Source organism: Candidatus Microbacterium colombiense, from assembly GCA_029203165.1.
Lineage (GTDB): Bacteria > Actinomycetota > Actinomycetes > Actinomycetales > Microbacteriaceae > Microbacterium > Microbacterium colombiense.
The window spans coordinates 3,070,434-3,089,961 of the sequence record CP119308.1 but is presented as its reverse complement, the minus strand read 5'-3'; the positions used below and the strand labels follow the sequence as shown (position 1 = coordinate 3,089,961).

Sequence of the window (19,528 nt, the reverse complement as noted above, 5' to 3'; positions counted from 1 at the left end):
GGCCCCGCTTCGCGAGGCCCCTTTGACGTTTGGCGGTGACGGCGGGATTCGAACCCGCGGTTGCTTGCACAACACACGCTTTCCAAGCGTGCTCCTTCGGCCGCTCGGACACGTCACCAAGGAACAACCTGAACAGTCTATCCGATCGCGCGCGCTGCCCGTGACCGCTCCCTCCCGCTCAGCCGTGCGCGGTCGGGATCTCGTCCATCGAGAAGTACACGGGCAATCCCCGCTCTCGCGCGATCGTCACGTCGGTGTCGGCTCCGGTCGATGCGCCGGGCAGCCGGAGGACGGCGTCGCAGTGCTGCAGAAGTCGTGCCGCGACGTCGTACATCACATCTCCCTCGCCGGCGTCGGCGGGGTCGAGGCCACGGAGTACGGGAAGCGCGACCCATTCGCCGATCATCGGGATGTGTCCGCGGCGGTGGATCGGTGCGGCTGCGGCTTCCAGGCGTTCGAGGTTGCGGGCGATCGCGGCGGGATCGCCGTCGGTGCCGGAGCGGTAAGGGCCGGCGATCAGGATCAGGAGTGGCTTCGTCATGTCGTAGACGGTAGCGTTAACTCGGCAGAAACATGAAATAACAGGAAGAAGTCGACATGCTGAGTGCGCTGCGCAAGGATCATCTGCTCGACCTCCTGGCCACGGAGGGGCGGATCGTCGCCAAGGATGTGGCTGCGGCGCTGGGCATCTCGGAGGACTCGATCCGTCGTGACCTGCGCGAATTGGCCGATGCGGGGCTCTGTGTGCGCGTGTACGGCGGCGCGGTTCCGGTGCCGCCCGCCGAAGCGCCGGTCACGCGCCGGCTCCAAGTCGCGACCGACAGTAAGGAGCGGGTGGCTCGGGTGGCCGTCGCGCTGATCCGCCCCGGCTCGACGATCATGCTCGACGCCGGCACGACGACGCTCGCGATGGCGCGGATGCTGCCGGACGACCCTGCGCTCACGGTGGTCACTCCGAGTCCGGTGGTCGCGGTGGCAGTGGCCGAGCATTCCCCCGCTCGCGTGCTCCTGGTCGGCGGCGAGCTCGGGCGTCACTCCCTCGTCGCCGGTGGTGCGCTGGCGTTGGAGAACATCGCCCGCCTGGGCGCCGACGTGTTCTTCCTCGGCGTCACGGGCGCCGATCCCGAGCAGGGGCTCACGACCGGGTTGCTGGACGATGCCGTGGTGAAGCGCGCTCTGGCGGCTCGTAGCGCGGAGACCTACGTGCTCGCGAGTGCCGAGAAGGTGGGCGCGGTCTCACGCTTCCCGGTCGTCGGGCTCGATGACGTGGCCGGCATCATCACCGATCCACAGGATGGTTCGGCCCTCGCTCGCGGATGGAGGAACGAGCTATAGTCCTCATATGAGGACGGATGATTGGATCGCTCCTTCGCCCCTGCTGCACGGACGTTCGCCCGACGGCATCTGGTGGGATGAGCTGGAGAATGCCCTCGCACGGCTCGGCACGGTGCCCACAGCGCGCCGCGCCGTCGATCCCGCGGACATCTGCCGGCGGGTCGCGGTGTTCTTCGGTCTGGATGTCGACACCGACGTCACCGCGTGGCGCCCGAGTCACGGTGACCTGGGCTGGCACACCCTGCGCACCGACCCCTTCGAGCTCGTCGGCCGAGAGGCGTGGGGCCTGGCACCGCGTGGGCACGACGCAGCCACGCTCCTCGCGTACTCGCTGGGGGTGCCGGATGCCGCGGCCGAGGTCGAACGGCGGTTTCGCGCCGACCTCGACAGCGATGACGGCGTCGTCGCCCAGCTGGCGGTGCTGGCGGGTCTGCTCGCCGGCGCGGATCGCGGGGAGCACCTCCACCTCGTGCCGGCGATCCATCAGAGAGTCGATCGGTTGATCGGTCGTGCCACACGGGCACGTCCGGCGCGCTCTGCCTCCGCCCGCGCCGCCCATGAGGGGCTCCTGCTCTCCTCGACGTAGGATCCCTGGGTGGCAACTCCCAAGATCGTCCTCTTCTACGCGTTCACCCCTCTCGCCGATCCGGATGCGATCCGTGTCTGGCAGCGCGACCTCGGCGAGGCCCTCGGGCTGCGGGGGCGACTGATCATCTCGAAGGACGGGGTGAACGGCACGCTCGGTGGCGACCTGCCCCTGCTCAAGAAGTGGGCGCGATCCTTCCGCTCGTACGCGCCCTTCGCGGATGCCGACATCAAGTGGAGCGAGGGCACCGGCGTCGACGATGACGGCCGCAGTGTGGACTTCCCCAAGCTGAGCGTGAAGGTGCGCGACGAGATCGTCTCGTTCGGTGCGCCCGGCGAGCTTCGCGTGGATGCGCAGGGGGTCGTCGGCGGAGGCTCGCGCCTGACCCCGGAGGCCCTTCACGCCCTCATGGAGGAGCGCGGCGAGGAGGTCGTGTTCTTCGACGGACGCAATTCGCTGGAGGCGCAGATCGGGCGATTCCGCGGCGCCGTCGTTCCCGACACGGAGACCACTCGCGACTTCGTGCGCCTGCTCGACTCGGGGGAGTACGACGACCTGAAGGGCAAGCCGGTCGTGACGTACTGCACCGGCGGTATCCGCTGCGAGGTGCTGTCGAGTCTCATGACCGCGCGCGGATTCGGGGAGGTCTATCAGCTCGAGGGCGGCATCGTCCGTTACGGCGAGACGTTCGGTGATGACGGACTGTGGGAAGGATCGCTCTACGTGTTCGACAAACGCGGCTCGGTGGACTTCTCCGACCACGCCGCCGTGATCGGTGAGTGTCTCGCATGCGGGACACCGACCAACCGCACGGCGAACTGCCCCGACCTGTCGTGCCGTGTGCAGTCGGTGGTGTGCGAGGCCTGTGTCGCCGTGCCCTGCGTCGCCCACGCCGCCGCCTGAGCGGTCGCCTGAGCGCTCGCCTGAGCGGCCGAGTGAGCACCCGGTCAGATCGACACGGATGCCTCGGCGCCGCGCGTCACGAACAGCGACCGCGGCACGAGCGTGGCTCGCACGCGCGAGAGTCCGTCGGCGCTTCGGCCCAGGGCGGTCAGCACGATGCGCAGTGCAGGCACGAGGTCGTCCGATCCCGCGCCGGGGCGGGCGTAGTTCGCCCGCTCGACGGCATCCGTGAGGGTGCGCATCGCGGCAGCATCCACGCCGTGCTCGCGCACCAGTCCGGCACCGCGCACGCGGGGCGTGTCGGCATCCGACACGGAGAGCCGCAGGTCGATCATCGTGTCGCGCAGCTCGGCCCACGCCGCGGCGGCATCTCCCCGCCGGGCGCGCCGGAGACGCAGTGCCCTCTCCACACCGCGCACCAGGGCGGGCAGCAGCAGGGCGACGAGCGCGCCGGCGACCGTGAGCACGATCGGAGTCGGATCCAGGCGGCGCAGGTCACCGCTGCTCGAGCTGTTGTCGCCCGCATCCCCACGGTCGACCTCAGGCCCGGAGGTCGGCGCCGTGCTGGGGGCGGTGGTCGGCGTGGGAGCCGACGGCCCGTCCGTGCCGCCGCCTTCGGTTGCCGCGGCCGCGAACGCGGTGGGGACGCCCAGCGACGCGGTGGGCTCGAACGGCACCCAGCCGACCCCGGGGAAGAGCACCTCCGGCCACGAGTGCAGCTGGTCGCTCGCCACCGAGAAGATCGTCTCGTCGCCGCGCTTCTCATCGGTCGCGGTGCCGGGCAGATACCCGACGACGATGCGCGCCTGCATCCCGAGGCTCTCCGCCATCAGCGCGAAGGCGCCGGCGAAATGCACGCAGTACCCCGTCCGCGCCTCGAGGAACTGCGCCACGGCATCCGCCCCGGTGCCGTCGAAGCCCTCCTCGACCGGCGTCTCGAGCGAGTACGTGAAGGAGGTGCGGAACCAGCTCTGCAGCGCCACGAGCCGGTCGTAGTCGGTGCCCGCGTCAGCGGTCACCTCGGCGGCGAGGTCGCCGATGATCGCCGGGAGTTCCACCTCTTCCTCGCCGTCGGCCACCACGGGGGCGGCGGCGTCGAGAGCGCGGATCTGCTCGAGCGTGGGGGCGATCCGGGCGGAGGCGACCGTGTAGTCGTTGCCTGAGGCGTCCGCCGTGCGGGCGACGAGCGTGCGGTTCTCGGGCATCACGCGCCAGGCGCCGGAGAGGCCCTGCACCCCGGTGGCGGGATACGGGAGAGGCAACCAGGAGCTCGACATCCGCAGCACCCGGATCGAGGTGGTCGTGGCGCTGGTGGCGATGTCCTCGCCCCATTCCGGTTCGCCGAAGCCTTCGCTCTGGGCGTTCAGGTCGCCGCGGTCGGGCTGCCACACGCGGCCGTTGAACTGCGACAGCGTCGTCAACCGCAGATACGGGGCGACCTGGCTCTCGCTCGCCACGGTCAACACCTCGACCGGGTTGGGCTGGCGGAGGTCATCGCCGAGGCGCAGTGACGCGTCGACGGTGATCCCGGCACCCGTGCCGGCGAGACCCGCGGCGACCGGCAGGCCCGGGGCGATCACGACGGTCACGGCCAGCGCGGCCACACCGATGCCGGCGGCGATCGACGCCGAGGAACGGCGGGGGGAGTGCGGATGCCGCCGCGCGGTGACACGCAGCAGGATGAGGGCGAGGATGCCGAGCAGCACGAACCAGACGATGTTCGTGTCGCCCATGGTCGCGATCATCGGGACGGCGCCGATCGCGCCGGTCAGCACGATCGCGAGCACGGCGGCGCGGTTGGCCAGGAAGTGATCGAGAAGGATGGCTACGAGCGCGAACCCCGCCCCCAGGGTCGCGGCGAGGCCGGCGGACGCCTCGAGAGGAGCGGACCCGAACGTGATCTCCTCGGATGCGGCGGCGGCCAAGGTGCCGAACGCCGTCAGAGTCGCGGGGGTCGGGAAGATGCCGAAGAAGGCGGTGTCTCCGGCGACGAGCCGGGTGAGTACGGCGAGGGCGACGACGGCCTGCACGGCGAAGGAGGTGACCTCGCGCAACCACGGTGCGCGGCGCCGCATGCCGCTGCGAACGAGGACTCCGGTGACGGCGGTGACGATGATGACCGCCATGACCGTGAACGACCAGGCGCCGGGAGCGATGACCGAGGTGTACGGCCACAGGGCGACCAGCCCCGCCGCTCCGGCCAGGACGGCGGGCAACACCGGCCCGCTTCCGTCGTCGTGGTCGCGATGCCAGACGGGGGCGGGGCGCGGAGTGGACGGTCGCGCGGTGCCTCGCTCAGCGCGGAACATCGCCGACTCCGATCCGCGCGGGCAGCGCATCCTCCCACGCCTCCGCGACGTCGGAACCGAGCGTGGTGACGGTCCAGCCGAGCTGCGTCGCCGCAGCGGATGCTCCCGCGTCGGGCTCCGTGGCGAACAGCAGGGCCGCTGCCGCGCCGGACGGACGCAGCGCGCTCGCCTCCTCCTCGCCGAGGCGGCCGGTGATGTAGACGAGCGGTCCCGGTGGGGTGCCGCCGATCAGGGCCGTCAGGTCGCGGGCCTCGCCGCGCGGGCTGACCATCGCCAGGGCGACGAGCAGACCGTCGCGATCGTCCTCGTGTCCGCGGAGTGTGCCGAGCAGCTGGCCGGAGCTGTCGATGACGTCGACGCCGTAGCCCTCATCCGCCAGGTGCACGGCCACCGAGGCGCACAGCGAGACCGCCGCCTCGAAGGCGGGGTCGACATGCTCGTCCGGGGCAGCCCAGCGCGCGCTGCTGCGATCGAGGACGACCAGGGCGTCAGGGCTGGACTCCTCCTCTTCCTGCCGCACCATCAGCTGCCCGCGGTGGGCGGTCGCTCGCCAATGGATCCGGCGCATCGAGTCGCCGGGGGTGTAGATGCGTGGCGAGAGGTTGTCGCTGCCCTGTCCCAGACGGCTCGACGAGGTCTGCGCCGTTCCGCCCGCCGCCCCCACCTTGACGGCGAGGGGCGTGAGGGAGAACACCTCGGGGACGACGGTGACGGTGCGGTGTTCGCCGAAGGCCTGCTCGCGCTGCGCGAGTCCGAACGGGTCGACCGTGCGCAGCAGCAGCGGCCCGATCGGCCAGACGCCGCGACGCACCCCCGTGATCAGATAGCTGAGGGCGCCGCTCTCCGGAGGGTACTCGCCGCTCGAGTCACCCGTCACCGCGTCGGGCAGCACGTCGTGCCAGAGCCCGTGCGGCACCCGGATCGAGCGCAGGGTGAATCGCACCGTGACGCGCGAAGTCTCAGACACCGTGAGCAGGTCGGTGGAGATCTGACGGGCGACCGTGCCGGAGCGTCGCGGTGTGCGCACGACGATGAGGGAGAAGCCGGTCAGCAGCACGAGGAGGACGCCGATGTGGATCAGGATCGGCGCGGCGACGAGGTTCGCGGCGATGATGCAGCCGAGGGCGGCGATCAGCGCACCCGCTCCCCGGGCGGTCAGAGCTCGACGTCGTCGCATGGTGGCGATCAGGATCGGGCGGCGACGGGCACGCGCACGCGCTCGACGATCTGGTGCAGCGCCGACTCGACGGGCTGGGCGCCGGCGCGATGTGCTCCGCGGGCCGGAAGCAGTCGGTGGGCGAACACCGGCAGCAGCAGGGCGGTCACATCATCGGGGATCACATACTCGCGACCGTCGAGCGCCGCCCACACCTTGGCCGCTCTGACGAGCTGGAGCGTCGCACGCGGGCTCGCGCCGAGGTGCAGGTTGGGGTCGACGCGGGTGGCCTGCGCGAGGGCGACCGCGTACTCCTCGAGTGCCGGGGCGACGTGCACCGAGCGCGCCCAGGCGATGAGCTGCGCGATCGAGGCGGCATCCGCGACGGGGGAGACCGCGCTCAGGGGGTTCACGACGTCGCGCTGACGCAGCATGAGTGCCTCGGCGGCGGCATCCGGATAACCCATCGAGATGCGCATCATGAAGCGATCGCGCTGCGCTTCGGGGAGGGCGTAGGTGCCCTCCATCTCGAGCGGGTTCTGCGTCGCGACCACGAGGAACGGATCCGGCAGCATGTGCGTGGAGCCGTCGACCGTGACCTGACCCTCCTCCATCGCCTCCAGCAGGGCGGACTGCGTCTTGGGCGAGGAACGGTTGATCTCGTCGGCGATCACGATGTGCGCGAACACCGCTCCGCGCTTGAACTCGAACTCGCGGTCGACCGGGTTGTACACCGAGACCCCGGTGACGTCACCGGGGAGCAGATCCGGGGTGAACTGGATGCGGCGGACGGTCGCGTCCACGCTCGCGGCCAGCGCGCGGGCGAGCATCGTCTTGCCCACACCGGGGACGTCTTCGATGAGCAGGTGGCCCTCGGCGAGCAGGCAGACGAGCGCGCTGCGCACGGCATCCGGCTTGCCGTCGATCACGTGTCCGACCGAATCGAGGATCGCGGAGGTCTGCACGGCGAACTGCTCCGCCGTGATCAGGGGGGAGTTCTCGGGCATGCGTTCCCTCTCGCGTGAGGCGCCTCTGTGCGCGTTACTCGATCGTAACCTGATGCAGGGACCCGTGTTCTGGCAGGATCCCCAGAAGCACTCGGGTGTCGAAGCATGCGGCGACGGCAGGTTAGGATGGTTGACGGCTCTCCGCGTGGCGGCATCCAGGCCAATTCCCCCAGGGCGGAAACGCAGCAAGGGTAACCGGGCTCTGCTGGGTGCGCGGAGGGTCACTTTCTTTTCCAGCGTCCTCCGGGGCGGCACTGCGAGGATCGTGACGTGACCAGCCCCGCCGCACCCTCGCGATCGAACGCTCTCTTACGATTCGCCTCGCCCGTCCTCCTGCTCGCGCTGATGTGGATCGTGCAGCTCGCCGATGCGATCCTCCCCGGGTCGTTCTCCGGATTCGGCCTGCGTTCGTGGGATCTCCTCGGTCTCGGCGGCATCGTCGTCTCGCCCGTGCTGCACGCGAGCTGGGCGCATCTGCTGGCCAACTCCCTGCCGTTCCTCGCGCTCGGCTGCCTGGTCGCGGTGGAAGGCGCTCGCCGCTTCTGGACCGTGACCGTCGTCGTCGCCGTCGTGGGCGGACTGGGAACCTGGGTCTTCAACGCGCCGGGGACGCTGACCGTGGGAGCGTCGGGCCTCGTGTTCGGGTACTTCGGCTATCTCGTGCTGCGCGTCTTCGCGCCGGCCCGGGTGGCCCACCGCATCCTGTACGCCGTGGTCGCCCTCGTGGTGATCGCCGTGTACGGCGGATCCATGCTCGCGGGCGTCGTCGGCGTCAGCCAGGGCATCTCGTGGCAGGCGCATCTGTTCGGTGCGATCGGTGGCGGCGTCGCAGCCCTGGCCGGGCGCCGGGGAGACCGTACGGGATGAGCGCCGCGCGGACGAGGCGCCGCACGCGGCCGAAGGCGCGCAGGAAGAAGCGGAAGCCGGGGGTGCGGGCGCGGGCGGCCATCCGACTGCGTCGACGGCGGTTGCTGCGCCGTGTGGTCATCGGAATCGCGGTGGTCGCGGTGGTGGTCGGCGTCGCGGTGCTCATTCCGCTGAGCATCGCTCACGACCCTGTCGTCGTGTGCGCCGACGACCCCACCAGCTTCCCCGACGCGGGGGTCGAAGGCTGGGAGGGGGAGCAGCTGGAGAACGCCGCGACGATCATGCTCACGGCATCCGAGCTGGGGCTCGGACGCGAGGGGCAGATCCTGGGGGTCATGACGGCGATGGGCGAGAGCAGCCTCCGCAACATCGACTACGGCGACTGGGAGACGAGCGGGTTCACGAACCCGGACGGCAGCCGCACCAGCAGCATCGGACTGTTCCAACAGCAGGACTGGTGGGGGAGCGTCGAACAGCGGATGGACCCGGCCACCTCGGCCACCCTGTTCTTCACGCGGCTCGCACGGTTGCCCGGCTGGCAGCAGATGGAGCCCTCCCACGCCATCCATCGGGTGCAGATCAACACCGACCGCGACTACTACACGCGCTATGAGTCGGATGCGATCGCCGTCGTCGATGCCCTCTCCCACGGGTGCTGACCCATCGTCCTGTCAGGGGACCCGCCTAAGCTGAACCTGTGGCGCGGAGCATCTACATCACCTCGGCCGAAGGTCATACCGGCAAGTCCACGATCGCGCTCGGAGTTCTCGACGCACTGATGCGCGTGAGTCCCCGGGTCGGGGTCTTCCGCCCGATCGCTCGCTCGGTCACCGAGCGCGACGAGATCCTCGAGCTGCTGCTCGCCCACGACGGCGTGCACCTCGACTACGAGGACTGCATCGGCGTCACGTACGACGACGTGCGCGGCGACCCCGACGCCGCGCTGTCGACGATCGTCGCCCGGTTCAAGGCCGTCGAGGCGCAGTGCGACGCGGTCGTGATCATCGGCAGCGACTACACCGACGTCGCGAGCCCCGCCGAGCTCGGGTTCAACGCGCGCATCGCCGCCAACCTCGGCAGCCCCCGTGCTGCTCGTGCTGAGCGGTCGCGACCAGCAGCGCCAGGCCGAGCAGCTCGGCACCACCACGGCGCGGGTCCCTGCGGCCGTCGGACAGATCGCCGCGCTCGCGCTTCGCCGAGCTCGAGGCCGAGCGGGCCGAGCTGTTCGCCGCCATCGTCAACCGCGCCGATCCCGACGGGTTGGCGGAGGTCGTGGCCGCCGTCCGGGCGATCCGTCCCGAGAAGGATGCTCCGGTCTGGGCGATCCCCGAGGACCGCACGCTCGTGGCGCCGTCGATCCGCGGCATCCTCTCCGCCGTCGACGGCCGCCTGATCAAGGGCGACGACGACCGGCTGCGCCGGGAAGCTCTGACGATCGTGGTCGCGGGAATGTCGATGGTGAACGTGCTGCCGCGGCTGACCGACGAGTCGGTCGTGGTGATCCCCGCCGACCGCACCGAGGTGCTGCTCGCGACGCTGCTCGCCGACGCCTCCGGCACCTTCCCGCGGGTGGCCGGAATCATCCTGAACGGACCGTTCCCGCTGCCGGAGCCGATCGTGCGGCTTCTCGACGGCTTCGCCTCGACCGTGCCGATCATCGCGACCGACCTGGGCACCTACGACACGGCAGTGCGGGTCATGGGCGCGCGGGGGCGGATCTCCTCCGACTCACGCGCGCCGCTACGACCGAGCGCTCGGGCTCTTCCAGACGCACGTCGACTACGACGTCGCTGACCACACAGCTCGGTCTCGCCGAGTCGCGCGTGGTGACGCCCCTCATGTTCGAGTACGGACTCATCGAGCGCGCCAGGGCCGACCGCCGTCGCATCGTGCTGCCCGAGGGCGACGACGACCGCATCCTGCAGCGCCGCCGCCACGCTGCTCGCCCGCGAGGTCGCGGACCTCACGATCCTCGGCGAGGAGGCCGCCGTGCGCGCCCGTGCGATCGAGCTCGGCGTCGACATCGCCCAGGCGCAGGTGATCAGTCCGACCGATCCCGCGCTCGTGGCACGCTTCGCCGAGGAGTACGCCCGGCTGCGCGCCCACAAGGGCATCACGGTCGCCCAGGCGGCGGACACCGTGACCGATGTGTCGTACTTCGGCACCATGATGGTGCACCTCGGACTCGCCGACGGCATGGTCTCGGGTGCCGCGCACACCACGGCGCACACCATCCGCCCCTCGTTCGAGATCATCAAGACGAAGCCGGGCGTGAACGTGGTCTCGAGCGTGTTCCTGATGGCGCTCGCCGACCGGGTGCTCGTCTACGGCGACTGCGCGGTGATCCCCGATCCGACCAGTGTGCAGCTCGCCGACATCGCGATCTCCTCGGCCACGACGGCCCGACAGTTCGGCATCGACCCGCGGGTGGCGATGCTGTCGTACTCGACCGGCGAATCCGGATCGGGCGCCGACGTCGACAAGGTGCGCGAGGCGACAGCACTCGTGCGCGAGCGCGATCCCGAGCTGCCGGTCGAGGGCCCGATCCAATACGACGCGGCCGCCGATGCCGCCGTCGCGAAGGCGAAGCTCCCCGGATCGGCCGTCGCGGGGCGCGCCACCGTGTTCGTGTTCCCCGACCTCAACACCGGCAACAACACGTACAAGGCCGTGCAGCGCTCGGCCGGTGCTGTGGCGATCGGCCCCGTGCTGCAGGGCCTGAACAAGCCCATCAACGACCTCTCGCGCGGAGCTCTCGTCGACGACATCGTGAACACGGTCGCCATCACCGCGATCCAAGCCCAGGGAGCAGACGCATGAGTGCGATCCTCGTGATCAACAGCGGCTCGTCCTCGCTGAAGTACAGCCTGATCGACACCGAGCGGGAGGACGAACTCGCGAGCGGCCTGATCGAGCGCATCGGCCAGCAGACGAGTCCGGTCGCGCACACCGTGCGTCCCGAGACGGGTGGGGATGCCGTGCCCACGATGCTCGACGCGACGTACAGCGACGAGCGGGAGATCGCCGACCATCACGCGGCCTTCGCCGTGATGCTCGAGCAGTTCGCCGAACACGGACCCTCTCTCGTCACACACACGCCGGTCGCCGTCGGGCACCGCGTGGTGCACGGCGGAGCGCGCTTCTTCGCCCCGACGCTGATCGACGCCGACGTGGAGCGGCAGATCGAGGAACTCTCGGTGCTCGCGCCGCTGCACAACCCGGCGAACCTCTCGGGCATCCTGGCGGCGAAGGCCGTGTTCCGAGGAGTGCCGCACGTCGCGGTCTTCGACACCGCATTCCACCAGACACTGCCGCCGGCGGCGTACACCTACGCGATCGACAGCCAGCTGGCGAAGGACCACCGGGTGCGCCGGTACGGCTTCCACGGCACGAGCCATCAGTTCGTGAGTGAGGCAGCAGCCGCCCACCTCGGTCGAGACCTCTCGGAGCTGCGGCAGATCGTCTTCCACCTGGGCAACGGCGCATCGGCCACGGCCATCGACGGCGGCCGCTCGGTCGAGACCTCCATGGGGCTCACGCCACTGGAAGGGCTCGTGATGGGCACGCGCTCCGGCGACCTCGACCCGGCCGCCCTGCTGCACCTGTCGCGCCGGGCCGGACTCTCGATCAACGAGCTCGACGCTCTGCTGAACACCCGCAGCGGACTGCAGGGGCTGGCCGGTCGCAGCGACATGCGCGACATCCTCGCGGGAGTAGAGGCGGGCGAAGAAGCCGCGACGCTGGCGTTCGACGTCTACGTGCACCGCCTGCGTGGCTACGCGGGTGCGTACATCGCCCAACTGGGCGGCGTGGACGTGATCTCGTTCACCGCAGGGGTGGGTGAGAACGCGGCGCGCGTGCGTGCCGAGGCCATGGCGACCCTCGGTTTCGCGGGCGTCGAGATCGACGCCGAGCGCAATGAGACGCGGGGGCGCGGCATCCGCCGGATCTCCACCGATGCCTCCCGCGTGACCGTGCTCGTGGTGCCCACGAACGAAGAACTGCAGATCGCGCGGCAGACCTCAGGACTGCTCTGAAGAACCGGCCGTCCGAGGGGTTACCCCCGATGGCACTCGGCAACTACGCTGGCACAGTGGCACGGAGAGGTGCCGACCTTTCGCCCCTTCTCCTGGAGGCTCCTGTGCCCGAAGCCCTTCCCGATCTGCTCGCCGCGGATGGCGTGCTGTTCGACCTCGACGGCGTGCTGACGCCCACTGCCGAGGTGCACATGCGCGCCTGGAAGGTCGTGTTCGACCAGGTGTTCGCGCAGTGGGGGATCACCCCCGAATACACGGATGCCGACTATTACGACTACGTCGACGGCAAGAAGCGCTACGACGGCGTCGCGAGCCTGCTGCACAGCCGCAATGTCGAGGTTCCCTGGGGCGCCGTCGATGACGCGCCGGAGGCCGAGACGATCTGCGGCATCGGCAATCGCAAGAACGCCGCGTTCGCGGCCTCGCTGCGGGCCGACGGCATCGCCCCGTACCCTGGCTCGCTCGCCGTCGTGCAGCGCCTGCACGACGCCGGTGTACCGCTGGGGGTGGTGTCGAGCTCGAAGAACGCCGAGGAGGTGCTCGCCGCCGCCGACCTCCGCTCCTACTTCCGCGTCGTCGTCGACGGTGTCGTCGCCGAGCGCGAGGACCTCGCCTCCAAGCCCGCCGCCGACATGTTCCGCGCCGGAGCCGAGAACCTCGGCGTCGACCCCGCGCGCAGCATCGCGGTGGAGGACGCGACCTCCGGCGTCGCGTCCGCCGCCGCCGCCGGTTTCGCCGACGTGGTCGGCGTCGACCGCGGAGCCGGCGCCGACGCCCTGCGTGCCTCCGGCGCCACGGTCGTCGTCGATGACCTCTCCCGCTTCCTCCCGCACATCCCGAACGACACCACGGAGACCGCATGATCGACCGCGACCGCTTCCCCGTAGACCCCTGGCGACTCGTCGAGACGCGCTACTCCGAGGAGGGCGTGGGCGAGACGCTGTTCTCGGTGGGCAACGGCTACCTCGGCCTGCGCGGCAACCACATCGAGGGCCGCGGCGCCCAGGAGCACGGCACGTTCATCAACGGCCTGCACGAGACCTGGCCCATCCGCCACGCGGAGCAGGCCTACGGCTTCGCCGAAGTGGGCCAGACGATCGTCAACGCCCCGGATGCCAAGGTGATGCGCGTCTACGTCGACGACGAGCCGATCTCCTTCGACGTGGCCGATGTGCGCGAATACCGTCGCACGCTCGACATGCGCACGGGTGTGCTCGAGCGCATCGTGGTCTGGGAGACGCCGTCCGGGAAGCGCGTCCGCATCCGCGATGAGCGGATCGTGAGCTTCGAGGAGCGCCACCTCGCGGTGCTGCGCCTCGAAGTCGTCGTCGAGAACTCCGACGCCCCCGTGACCATCAGCTGCCAGCTGCTGAACCGTCAGGACGGGGCGGGCGTGTACGCCGGTACCCCGGTGGCGGCGAAGAAGAAGGCCGACGGGTTCGATCCCCGCAAGGCCGAGAAGATCGCCGATCGCGTGCTGGAGCCCGCGGAGCACTGGCAGGACGGTCTGCGCTCCGCACTGTCGTACCAGGTGGCGGACTCCGGGATGACGGTCGCCGTCGTCGCGGACCACATCGTGGAGACCGACAACGAGTACAACGCCCGCACGCTGATCGAGGCCGACATCGCCAAGAACGTGTTCCGCGTGCAGGCGAAGGCGGGCGTGCCGATCCACATCACCAAGCTCGTGAGCTATCACACCTCGCGTGGCGTCCCCCCGCGTGAGCTGGTCGACCGCTGCCGGCGCTCGCTCGATCGCGTGATCGTCGAGGGTGTCGACGTGCAGTTCGAACGTCAGCGGGACTGGCTCGCGGCGTTCTGGGAGCGCAGCGACGTGCAGATCGGCGGACGCGACGATCTGCAGCAGGCCACCCGGTGGTGCCTGTTCCAGCTCGCCCAGGCCTCGGCCCGTGCCGACGGCACCGGCGTGCCTGCGAAGGGCGTCTCGGGCTCCGGGTACAGCGGCCACTACTTCTGGGACACCGAGATCTACGTGCTCCCGTTCCTCACCTACACCTCGCCGCAGTGGGCCCGCAACGCGCTGCGTGCCCGCGTGCACATGCTGCCGGCCGCACGCCGTCGCGCCGCGCAACTCAACGAGGCCGGTGCCCTGTTCCCGTGGCGCACGATCAACGGCGAGGAGGCCTCGGCCTACTACGCCGCGGGCACCGCGCAGTACCACATCAACGCCGACGTGAGCTTCGCGCTGGGCAAGTACGTGCGGGCCACCGGCGACGAGGAGTTCCTGCGCCGGGAGGGGGCCGACGTCGCCGTCGAGACCGCTCGGCTCTGGGCCACGCTCGGGTTCTGGCGCAGTTCGCGCCTGGTCGAGGAGGTCGGGGCCGGCGATGGCATCCAGACCTTCCACATCCACGGAGTCACGGGCCCGGACGAGTACACGACGGTCGTCAACGACAACCTGTACACGAACGTGATGGCCCGCTACAACCTCCGCTACGCCAGTCGCATCGTGCGCGAGATCGCCGAGAGCTACCCCGAGGACTATGCGCAGCTCGTCGAGCGCACGGGGCTCGGAGAGGGCGAGGCCGAGGCCTGGGAGAAGGCGGCCGAGGCCATGTTCATCCCCTACAGCGAGGCGCTCGGCATCCACCCGCAGGACTCGTTGTTCCTCGAGCGCGAGGTCTGGGATCTGGCCCACACGCCCGATGCGCAGCGTCCACTGCTGCTGCATTTCCACCCGCTGGTGATCTACCGCTTCCAGGTGCTGAAGCAGGCGGATGTCGTGCTGGCGCTGTTCCTGCAGGGCAATCACTTCTCACCCGAGGAGAAGAAGGCGGACTTCGACTACTACGACCCGCTGACCACCGGCGACTCGACGCTGTCGGCCGTGGTGCAGTCGATCCTCGCCGCGGAGGTCGGCTACCAGGACCTCGCCCTGGAGTACTTCTCGCAGTCGCTGTTCGTCGACCTGCACGACCTGCACCACAACGCGGCCGACGGTGTGCACGTGGCCTCGGCGGGTGGCGTCTGGACGGCCCTGGTGTGCGGCTTCGGCGGCATGCGCGACTACGCGGGCGAGCTCAGTTTCGATCCGCGTCTGCCGGCCGGATGGCCGTCCCTGTCGTATCCGCTGCAGTGGCAGGGCTCCGCGCTGCAGGTGACCATCACGAAGGACGAACTGCGGGTGCAGGTGCGCGTCGGTGAGCCGGTGCCGTTCACGGTGCGCGACGACGCCTTCATCGCGACGGTGGATGCCGAGGTCGTCGTACCGCTCGCCGACCAGGGACCGCTGATCCCCGGACGCCCGACACTGCGCCAGTTCGCCGACGCCCGGCGAGAGGACGGCACGCGCCTGTCGGCATCCGTCCCCGTGATCACGACCGCGATCCCGGTGATCGAGCCGATCGACTGATCCGAGGCGTGCCACGGACGTCGGAGCCTGCCGAACGTCCGTGGCACGCCGTAGGCTGTTCTGGTGACCACAGCCCTCTATCGCCGCTACCGACCCGAGACGTTCGGCGAGATGATCGGGCAGTCCCAGGTGACCGATCCGCTGATGACCGCCCTGCGCGGCGATCGCGTCGGCCACGCCTACCTCTTCTCCGGCCCTCGCGGCTGCGGCAAGACCACGTCTGCGCGCATCCTGGCTCGATGCCTCAACTGCGCCGAGGGTCCGACCGATGTGCCCTGCGGCACCTGCCCGAGCTGCGTCGAGCTGTCGCGCGCCGGCGGCGGGTCTCTCGACGTGGTCGAGATCGATGCGGCCAGCCACAACGGTGTCGACGACGCGCGCGACCTCCGAGAGCGCGCGACCTTCGCCCCGAGCCGTGACCGGTTCAAGATCTTCATCCTCGATGAGGCGCACATGGTCACCCCGCAGGGCTTCAACGCGCTGCTCAAGCTCGTCGAAGAGCCGCCGGAGCACGTGAAGTTCATCTTCGCGACCACCGAGCCCGAGAAGGTGCTCGGCACGATCCGCTCCCGCACGCACCACTACCCCTTCCGCCTGGTTCCTCCCGCAGCGATGCTCGAGTACGTCGAGAAGCTCTGCGGTGAAGAGGGCGTGATCGTCGAGCAGGGCGTGCTGCCGCTCGTCGTGCGCGCCGGTGGTGGTTCGCCGCGTGACACCCTGTCGCTGCTCGACCAGCTCATCGCCGGGTCGGATGCTCCGGCAGGATCCGAGACGGTGACCGTCGGATATGCGCGAGCCGTCGCACTGCTCGGCTACACCCACGGTGCGCTCCTCGACGAGATCGTCGATGCGCTCGCCATCGGAGACGCGGCCGCCGCGTTCCCCGCGATCGACCGCGTGGTGCAGACGGGGCAGGATCCGAGGCGCTTCGTCGACGATCTGCTCGAGCGGTTGCGCGACCTCATCGTGATCGCCGCCGTGGGCACCGGCGCATCCGCCGTTCTGCGCGGTATCGCCGCCGACGAGCTGGAACGCATGCGCGGCCAGGCGCAGAGCTTCGGCGCCGCCCGGTTGTCGCGGACGGCCGACGTGGTCAGCGCCGCCCTCGACGACATGTCGGGTGCGACCTCGCCGCGCCTGCACCTCGAACTCATGGTGGCGCGCGTGCTCTCGGCCGCAGCGGAGGCAGCAGCTCCCGTCGCGGCTCCCGAGCGTTCCGCCGTCGACCGCCCCGCCCCCGCCGCGCGCGCGACCACGGCTCCGGCCGCACCGGCCGCAGCGCCCACGCCCCCCGTGCAGCCGGCTCCGGCGACGCAGGCGACTGCGCCGGCCGCGCAGCCGGCGGAGGCACCTGCCGCCGCCGAGACATCTGCTGCTGAAGTTCCTGCTGCTGTTGAGACTCCTGCGGCTGTTGAAGTTCCTGCTGTCACCGGTCCGGTGACGTTCGCGCACGTCACGGCGGCCTGGCCGGCGGTGCTCACCCGGCTCGAGACCATCAGCCGTACGTCGTGGCTCGTGGTGACGACGGTGCAGCCGCTGGCGTATGACACCGATACCGAGGTGCTCACGGTGGGCTTCGCCAGCCAGCACGACGTCGGCAAGTTCAAGGGCACGACGCCGGGCTCCGGCACGTCCGATCACCTCCGCACCGCGATCGAGCAGGAGCTGGGCGTGCGGGTGAAGTATCTTCCCGCGCCCCTGCCGGCGTCCTCCGCGCCCGGCCCCTCATCCAATTCCAACGCGTCCGGCCCCGATGCGTCAGACTCCGGCGCGTCCGGCTCGGGTGGCGGGACGGGCGGATCCTCGTCGTCCGCGAGTGCCGTCCGCGGTGCTCCTGCGCGGGCCGATGCGCCTGAGGCGGCTGCTCCGGCTCGTCTGCAGTCGCGGGGATACTCGTCGCCTTCGGTGACGGAATGGGCCGTTGCTCCGATCCCGGCCGGTGAGTCTTCCGGTGTCGTCGCCGCACCGACCGCGCCCTTGGCGGTCGACGACGAACCGGAAGAGGTCGAGGCCGCGGCATCCGCACCCGCTCCTCCGGCCGACGGCGCCGTCGACGCCGACGTGCCGCCGCTGCCGGGCGACGACGAGGCCCCGTCCTTCGACGACGAACCGCCCTACGATCCGGCGTACGAGCCCGGACCTCCGCGTGACTTCGGTGCTCCGGCGGCATCCTCCGGGCGCGCGTCCTCCGCACAGGCCCCCGCGACCGCCGCGCGATCGACCCCGGCCGCGCCTGCGCGCCAGGCTCCCGCTCCCGCGGTGACCGAACGCGCACCGTCCACCGGGGGAGTGCAGCGCTACGGCGAGGCCGTCATCCGCCAGGTCCTCGGCGCGACGTTCCTGCGTGAAGAGCCCTACGAAGCACCCACGAGGTTCGCCTGATGTACGACGGCATCGTTCAAGAGCTGATCGACGAGTTCGGTCGGCTTCCGGGTATCGGCCCGAAGTCCGCACAGCGCATCGCGTTCCACATCCTGCAGACGCCGACGTTCGACGTCGCGCGGTTGTCGGTGCTCCTCCACGAGATCCGCGAGCGGGTGCGGTTCTGCGAGGTCTGCGGCAACGTCTCCGAGCAGGATCGCTGTGCGATCTGCCGCGACCCCCGACGCAACCAGGCGCTGATCTGCGTCGTGGAGGATGCGAAAGACGTCGCGGCCATCGAACGCACGCGGGAGTTCCGCGGGCTGTACCACGTGCTCGGCGGAGCGATCAGTCCGATCGCCGGTGTGGGCCCCGACGATCTGCGCATCACCCAGTTGATGACGCGCCTCGCGGACGGAACGGTGCAGGAGGTCATCCTCGCCACGAACCCGAACCTCGAGGGCGAGGCGACCGCGAGCTACCTCAGTCGTCTGCTCACCACGATGCAGATCACGGTGTCGCGACTGGCATCCGGTCTCCCCGTCGGTGGCGATCTCGAATACGCCGACGAAGTCACGCTCGGTCGTGCCTTCGAAGGCCGGCGCATCCTGTGACCTCGACGGCCGCACCGGTCGCTCGCAGGGTGCAGGGGTGAACGCCCAGGGCGGTTTCTCGCGTCGCGGATGGCTGTTGTTCGGCGCGATGGCCCTGCTGTGGGGTGTGCCGTACCTGTTCATCAGCATCGCCGTCGAGTCGTTGTCGCCGCCCGCGATCGTGGCAGGGCGCACGCTCATCGCCGCGTTGCTCCTGATCCCGTTCGCGATTCGCAGCGGCGCGCTCCGGGCCGCATGGAAGCACTGGCCGTGGGTGCTCGCGTTCGGCGCGGTCGAGATGGCCGGGCCGTTCGTCCTGCTCGGGCACGCCGAGATGACCCTTCCGTCCGGGATGACCGGTCTGCTCGTGGCGACAGTGCCGCTGTTCGCCGCGCTGATCGCGCTCGGTGGTGGCGACCGCGGGGTGCTGCGCCCCGCCCGGGGGATCGGCCTGGTCGTGGGGTTCATCGGCGTCGCTGTCGTCGTCGCCGGGCCCGGACTGTTCGGCGGCGAGGTGAGTCTCCTGGCTGCGGGCGAGGTGCTGCTGGTCGCGATCCTCTATGCGATCGCCCCGTTCATCGTCGCGCGCAAGCTGGGCGACGTGCCCTCGCTCGGCACCATCACGTTGTCGCTGTTGATGATCGGCGTGTTCTACCTGCCGATCGGTGCGCTCACGCAGCACGAGGTGCCGACGCTGCCGTCGATCGTCGCGCTGCTCGCCCTCGCGGTCATCTGCACCGCCGTGGCCTTCCTGGCGTTCTTCGCGCTGATCCGCGAGGTCGGTCCGGTGCGCGCGCCCCTGTTCACCTACGTCAACCCGGTGGTCGCCATCGTGCTCGGAGCGATCGTTCTCGCCGAGCCTCTCACCCCCGGGCTCCTCGTCGGATTGCCACTCATCATCGTCGGATGCTGGTTCGCCGCCACGGGTGGTCGGTTCCGCCCGGTCTCCCCACAAGCTCTCCCGCCGACTCCGTAGCCCGACGCCGAGTACACGCACGGCT

Annotated in this window: 15 protein-coding genes, 1 tRNA gene, 1 other RNA gene and 1 pseudogene; 13 read left to right on the top strand and 5 right to left on the bottom strand. The window is 70.3% G+C overall.

Going from position 1 to position 19,528, the window contains the following annotated elements; translation table 11 throughout:
• Positions 1-30: 30 nt before the first annotated feature.
• Both P0Y60_15085 and P0Y60_15080 read right to left on the bottom strand, forming a co-directional pair.
• Positions 31-118 (bottom strand) — tRNA-Ser (locus P0Y60_15085).
• Between the two features lie 60 nt (positions 119-178).
• The gene (locus P0Y60_15080; GenBank protein WEK60609.1) at positions 179-541 is read right to left on the bottom strand and encodes a DUF4406 domain-containing protein; all 363 of its coding nucleotides are present in this window, start codon (positions 539-541) and stop codon (positions 179-181) included.
• Positions 542-597: 56 nt separating this feature from the next.
• Here P0Y60_15080 and P0Y60_15075 point away from each other — a divergent pair, with 56 nt between their 5' ends.
• Genes P0Y60_15075 through P0Y60_15065 form a run of 3 tightly spaced genes read left to right on the top strand, consistent with a single transcriptional unit; the run spans position 598 to position 2,824 of the window.
• Complete coding sequence (locus P0Y60_15075; protein ID WEK60608.1) at positions 598-1,335, top strand: DeoR/GlpR family DNA-binding transcription regulator; 738 nt, start codon at positions 598-600, stop codon at positions 1,333-1,335.
• A gap of 7 nt (positions 1,336-1,342) precedes the next feature.
• Positions 1,343-1,921, top strand: coding sequence for a hypothetical protein (locus tag P0Y60_15070; GenBank protein ID WEK60607.1), 579 nt, complete (start codon positions 1,343-1,345; stop codon positions 1,919-1,921).
• Positions 1,922-1,930: 9 nt separating this feature from the next.
• Positions 1,931-2,824, top strand: a complete 894-nt coding sequence (locus tag P0Y60_15065; GenBank protein WEK60606.1) for a rhodanese-related sulfurtransferase — start codon at positions 1,931-1,933, stop codon at positions 2,822-2,824.
• A 44-nt stretch (positions 2,825-2,868) separates the two neighbouring features.
• Here P0Y60_15065 and P0Y60_15060 read toward each other — a convergent pair whose 3' ends face one another.
• From P0Y60_15060 to P0Y60_15050, 3 genes are read right to left on the bottom strand one after another with little or no spacing between them, the layout of a single operon-like run.
• Positions 2,869-5,133, bottom strand: coding sequence for a DUF3488 and transglutaminase-like domain-containing protein (locus P0Y60_15060; GenBank protein ID WEK60605.1), 2,265 nt, complete (start codon positions 5,131-5,133; stop codon positions 2,869-2,871).
• On the bottom strand, positions 5,120-6,310 hold the full coding sequence (locus P0Y60_15055; protein WEK60604.1) for a DUF58 domain-containing protein: 1,191 nt from the start codon (positions 6,308-6,310) through the stop codon (positions 5,120-5,122). The genes P0Y60_15060 and P0Y60_15055 overlap by 14 nt, the downstream gene beginning before the upstream one ends.
• A gap of 8 nt (positions 6,311-6,318) precedes the next feature.
• Entirely contained in the window at positions 6,319-7,296 is a 978-nt protein-coding gene (locus tag P0Y60_15050) for a MoxR family ATPase (GenBank protein WEK60603.1), read from the bottom strand.
• Between the two features lie 132 nt (positions 7,297-7,428).
• Between P0Y60_15050 and ffs the strand changes: the two genes are divergently transcribed.
• The 10 genes and pseudogenes from ffs to P0Y60_15000 all read left to right on the top strand — a co-directional run bounded on the left by ffs (position 7,429) and on the right by P0Y60_15000 (position 19,503).
• Positions 7,429-7,525: signal recognition particle sRNA small type (ffs, locus tag P0Y60_15045), an RNA gene on the top strand.
• Between the two features lie 116 nt (positions 7,526-7,641).
• Positions 7,642-8,163: a rhomboid family intramembrane serine protease gene (locus P0Y60_15040; GenBank protein WEK60602.1), complete on the top strand. Its 522-nt coding sequence runs from the start codon at positions 7,642-7,644 to the stop codon at positions 8,161-8,163.
• Positions 8,160-8,822 (top strand): hypothetical protein, encoded by a 663-nt coding sequence (locus P0Y60_15035; GenBank protein WEK60601.1) that lies wholly within the window; start codon positions 8,160-8,162, stop codon positions 8,820-8,822. The genes P0Y60_15040 and P0Y60_15035 overlap by 4 nt, the downstream gene beginning before the upstream one ends.
• A 38-nt stretch (positions 8,823-8,860) precedes the next feature.
• A pseudogene (gene pta / locus P0Y60_15030) lies at positions 8,861-10,983 on the top strand (phosphate acetyltransferase).
• Complete coding sequence (locus tag P0Y60_15025; GenBank protein ID WEK60600.1) at positions 10,980-12,200, top strand: acetate kinase; 1,221 nt, start codon at positions 10,980-10,982, stop codon at positions 12,198-12,200. The pseudogene pta and the gene P0Y60_15025 overlap by 4 nt, the downstream one beginning before the upstream one ends.
• Before the next feature lie 104 nt (positions 12,201-12,304).
• Positions 12,305-13,063 carry an HAD-IA family hydrolase gene (locus P0Y60_15020; GenBank protein WEK60599.1) on the top strand — a complete coding sequence of 253 codons (759 nt, stop codon included), beginning with the start codon at positions 12,305-12,307 and terminating at the stop codon, positions 13,061-13,063.
• Positions 13,060-15,573, top strand: coding sequence for a glycosyl hydrolase family 65 protein (locus P0Y60_15015; protein ID WEK60598.1), 2,514 nt, complete (start codon positions 13,060-13,062; stop codon positions 15,571-15,573). Before P0Y60_15020 ends, P0Y60_15015 begins: the two co-directional genes overlap by 4 nt.
• A gap of 63 nt (positions 15,574-15,636) precedes the next feature.
• On the top strand, positions 15,637-17,955 hold the full coding sequence (locus tag P0Y60_15010; protein ID WEK60597.1) for a DNA polymerase III subunit gamma and tau: 2,319 nt from the start codon (positions 15,637-15,639) through the stop codon (positions 17,953-17,955).
• Positions 17,955-18,548, top strand: coding sequence for a recombination mediator RecR (gene recR, locus P0Y60_15005; protein WEK60596.1), 594 nt, complete (start codon positions 17,955-17,957; stop codon positions 18,546-18,548). Before P0Y60_15010 ends, recR begins: the two co-directional genes overlap by 1 nt.
• Entirely contained in the window at positions 18,520-19,503 is a 984-nt protein-coding gene (locus P0Y60_15000; protein ID WEK60595.1) for an EamA family transporter, read from the top strand. The genes recR and P0Y60_15000 overlap by 29 nt, the downstream gene beginning before the upstream one ends.
• Positions 19,504-19,528: the final 25 nt, after the last annotated feature.

Excerpts from the sequence above, each read along its gene's own strand:
- P0Y60_15080 (WEK60609.1), bottom strand. The coding sequence starts at position 541 with ATGACGAAGCCACTCCTGATCCTGATCGCCGGCCCTTACCGCTCCGGC.
- P0Y60_15075 (WEK60608.1), top strand. The coding sequence starts at position 598 with ATGCTGAGTGCGCTGCGCAAGGATCATCTGCTCGACCTCCTGGCCACG.
- P0Y60_15070 (WEK60607.1), top strand. The coding sequence starts at position 1,343 with ATGAGGACGGATGATTGGATCGCTCCTTCGCCCCTGCTGCACGGACGT.
- P0Y60_15060 (WEK60605.1), bottom strand. The coding sequence starts at position 5,133 with ATGTTCCGCGCTGAGCGAGGCACCGCGCGACCGTCCACTCCGCGCCCC.
- P0Y60_15055 (WEK60604.1), bottom strand. The coding sequence starts at position 6,310 with ATGCGACGACGTCGAGCTCTGACCGCCCGGGGAGCGGGTGCGCTGATC.
- P0Y60_15050 (WEK60603.1), bottom strand. The coding sequence starts at position 7,296 with ATGCCCGAGAACTCCCCCCTGATCACGGCGGAGCAGTTCGCCGTGCAG.
- P0Y60_15040 (WEK60602.1), top strand. The coding sequence starts at position 7,642 with ATGTGGATCGTGCAGCTCGCCGATGCGATCCTCCCCGGGTCGTTCTCC.
- P0Y60_15035 (WEK60601.1), top strand. The coding sequence starts at position 8,160 with ATGAGCGCCGCGCGGACGAGGCGCCGCACGCGGCCGAAGGCGCGCAGG.
- P0Y60_15025 (WEK60600.1), top strand. The coding sequence starts at position 10,980 with ATGAGTGCGATCCTCGTGATCAACAGCGGCTCGTCCTCGCTGAAGTAC.
- P0Y60_15015 (WEK60598.1), top strand. The coding sequence starts at position 13,060 with ATGATCGACCGCGACCGCTTCCCCGTAGACCCCTGGCGACTCGTCGAG.
- recR (WEK60596.1), top strand. The coding sequence starts at position 17,955 with ATGTACGACGGCATCGTTCAAGAGCTGATCGACGAGTTCGGTCGGCTT.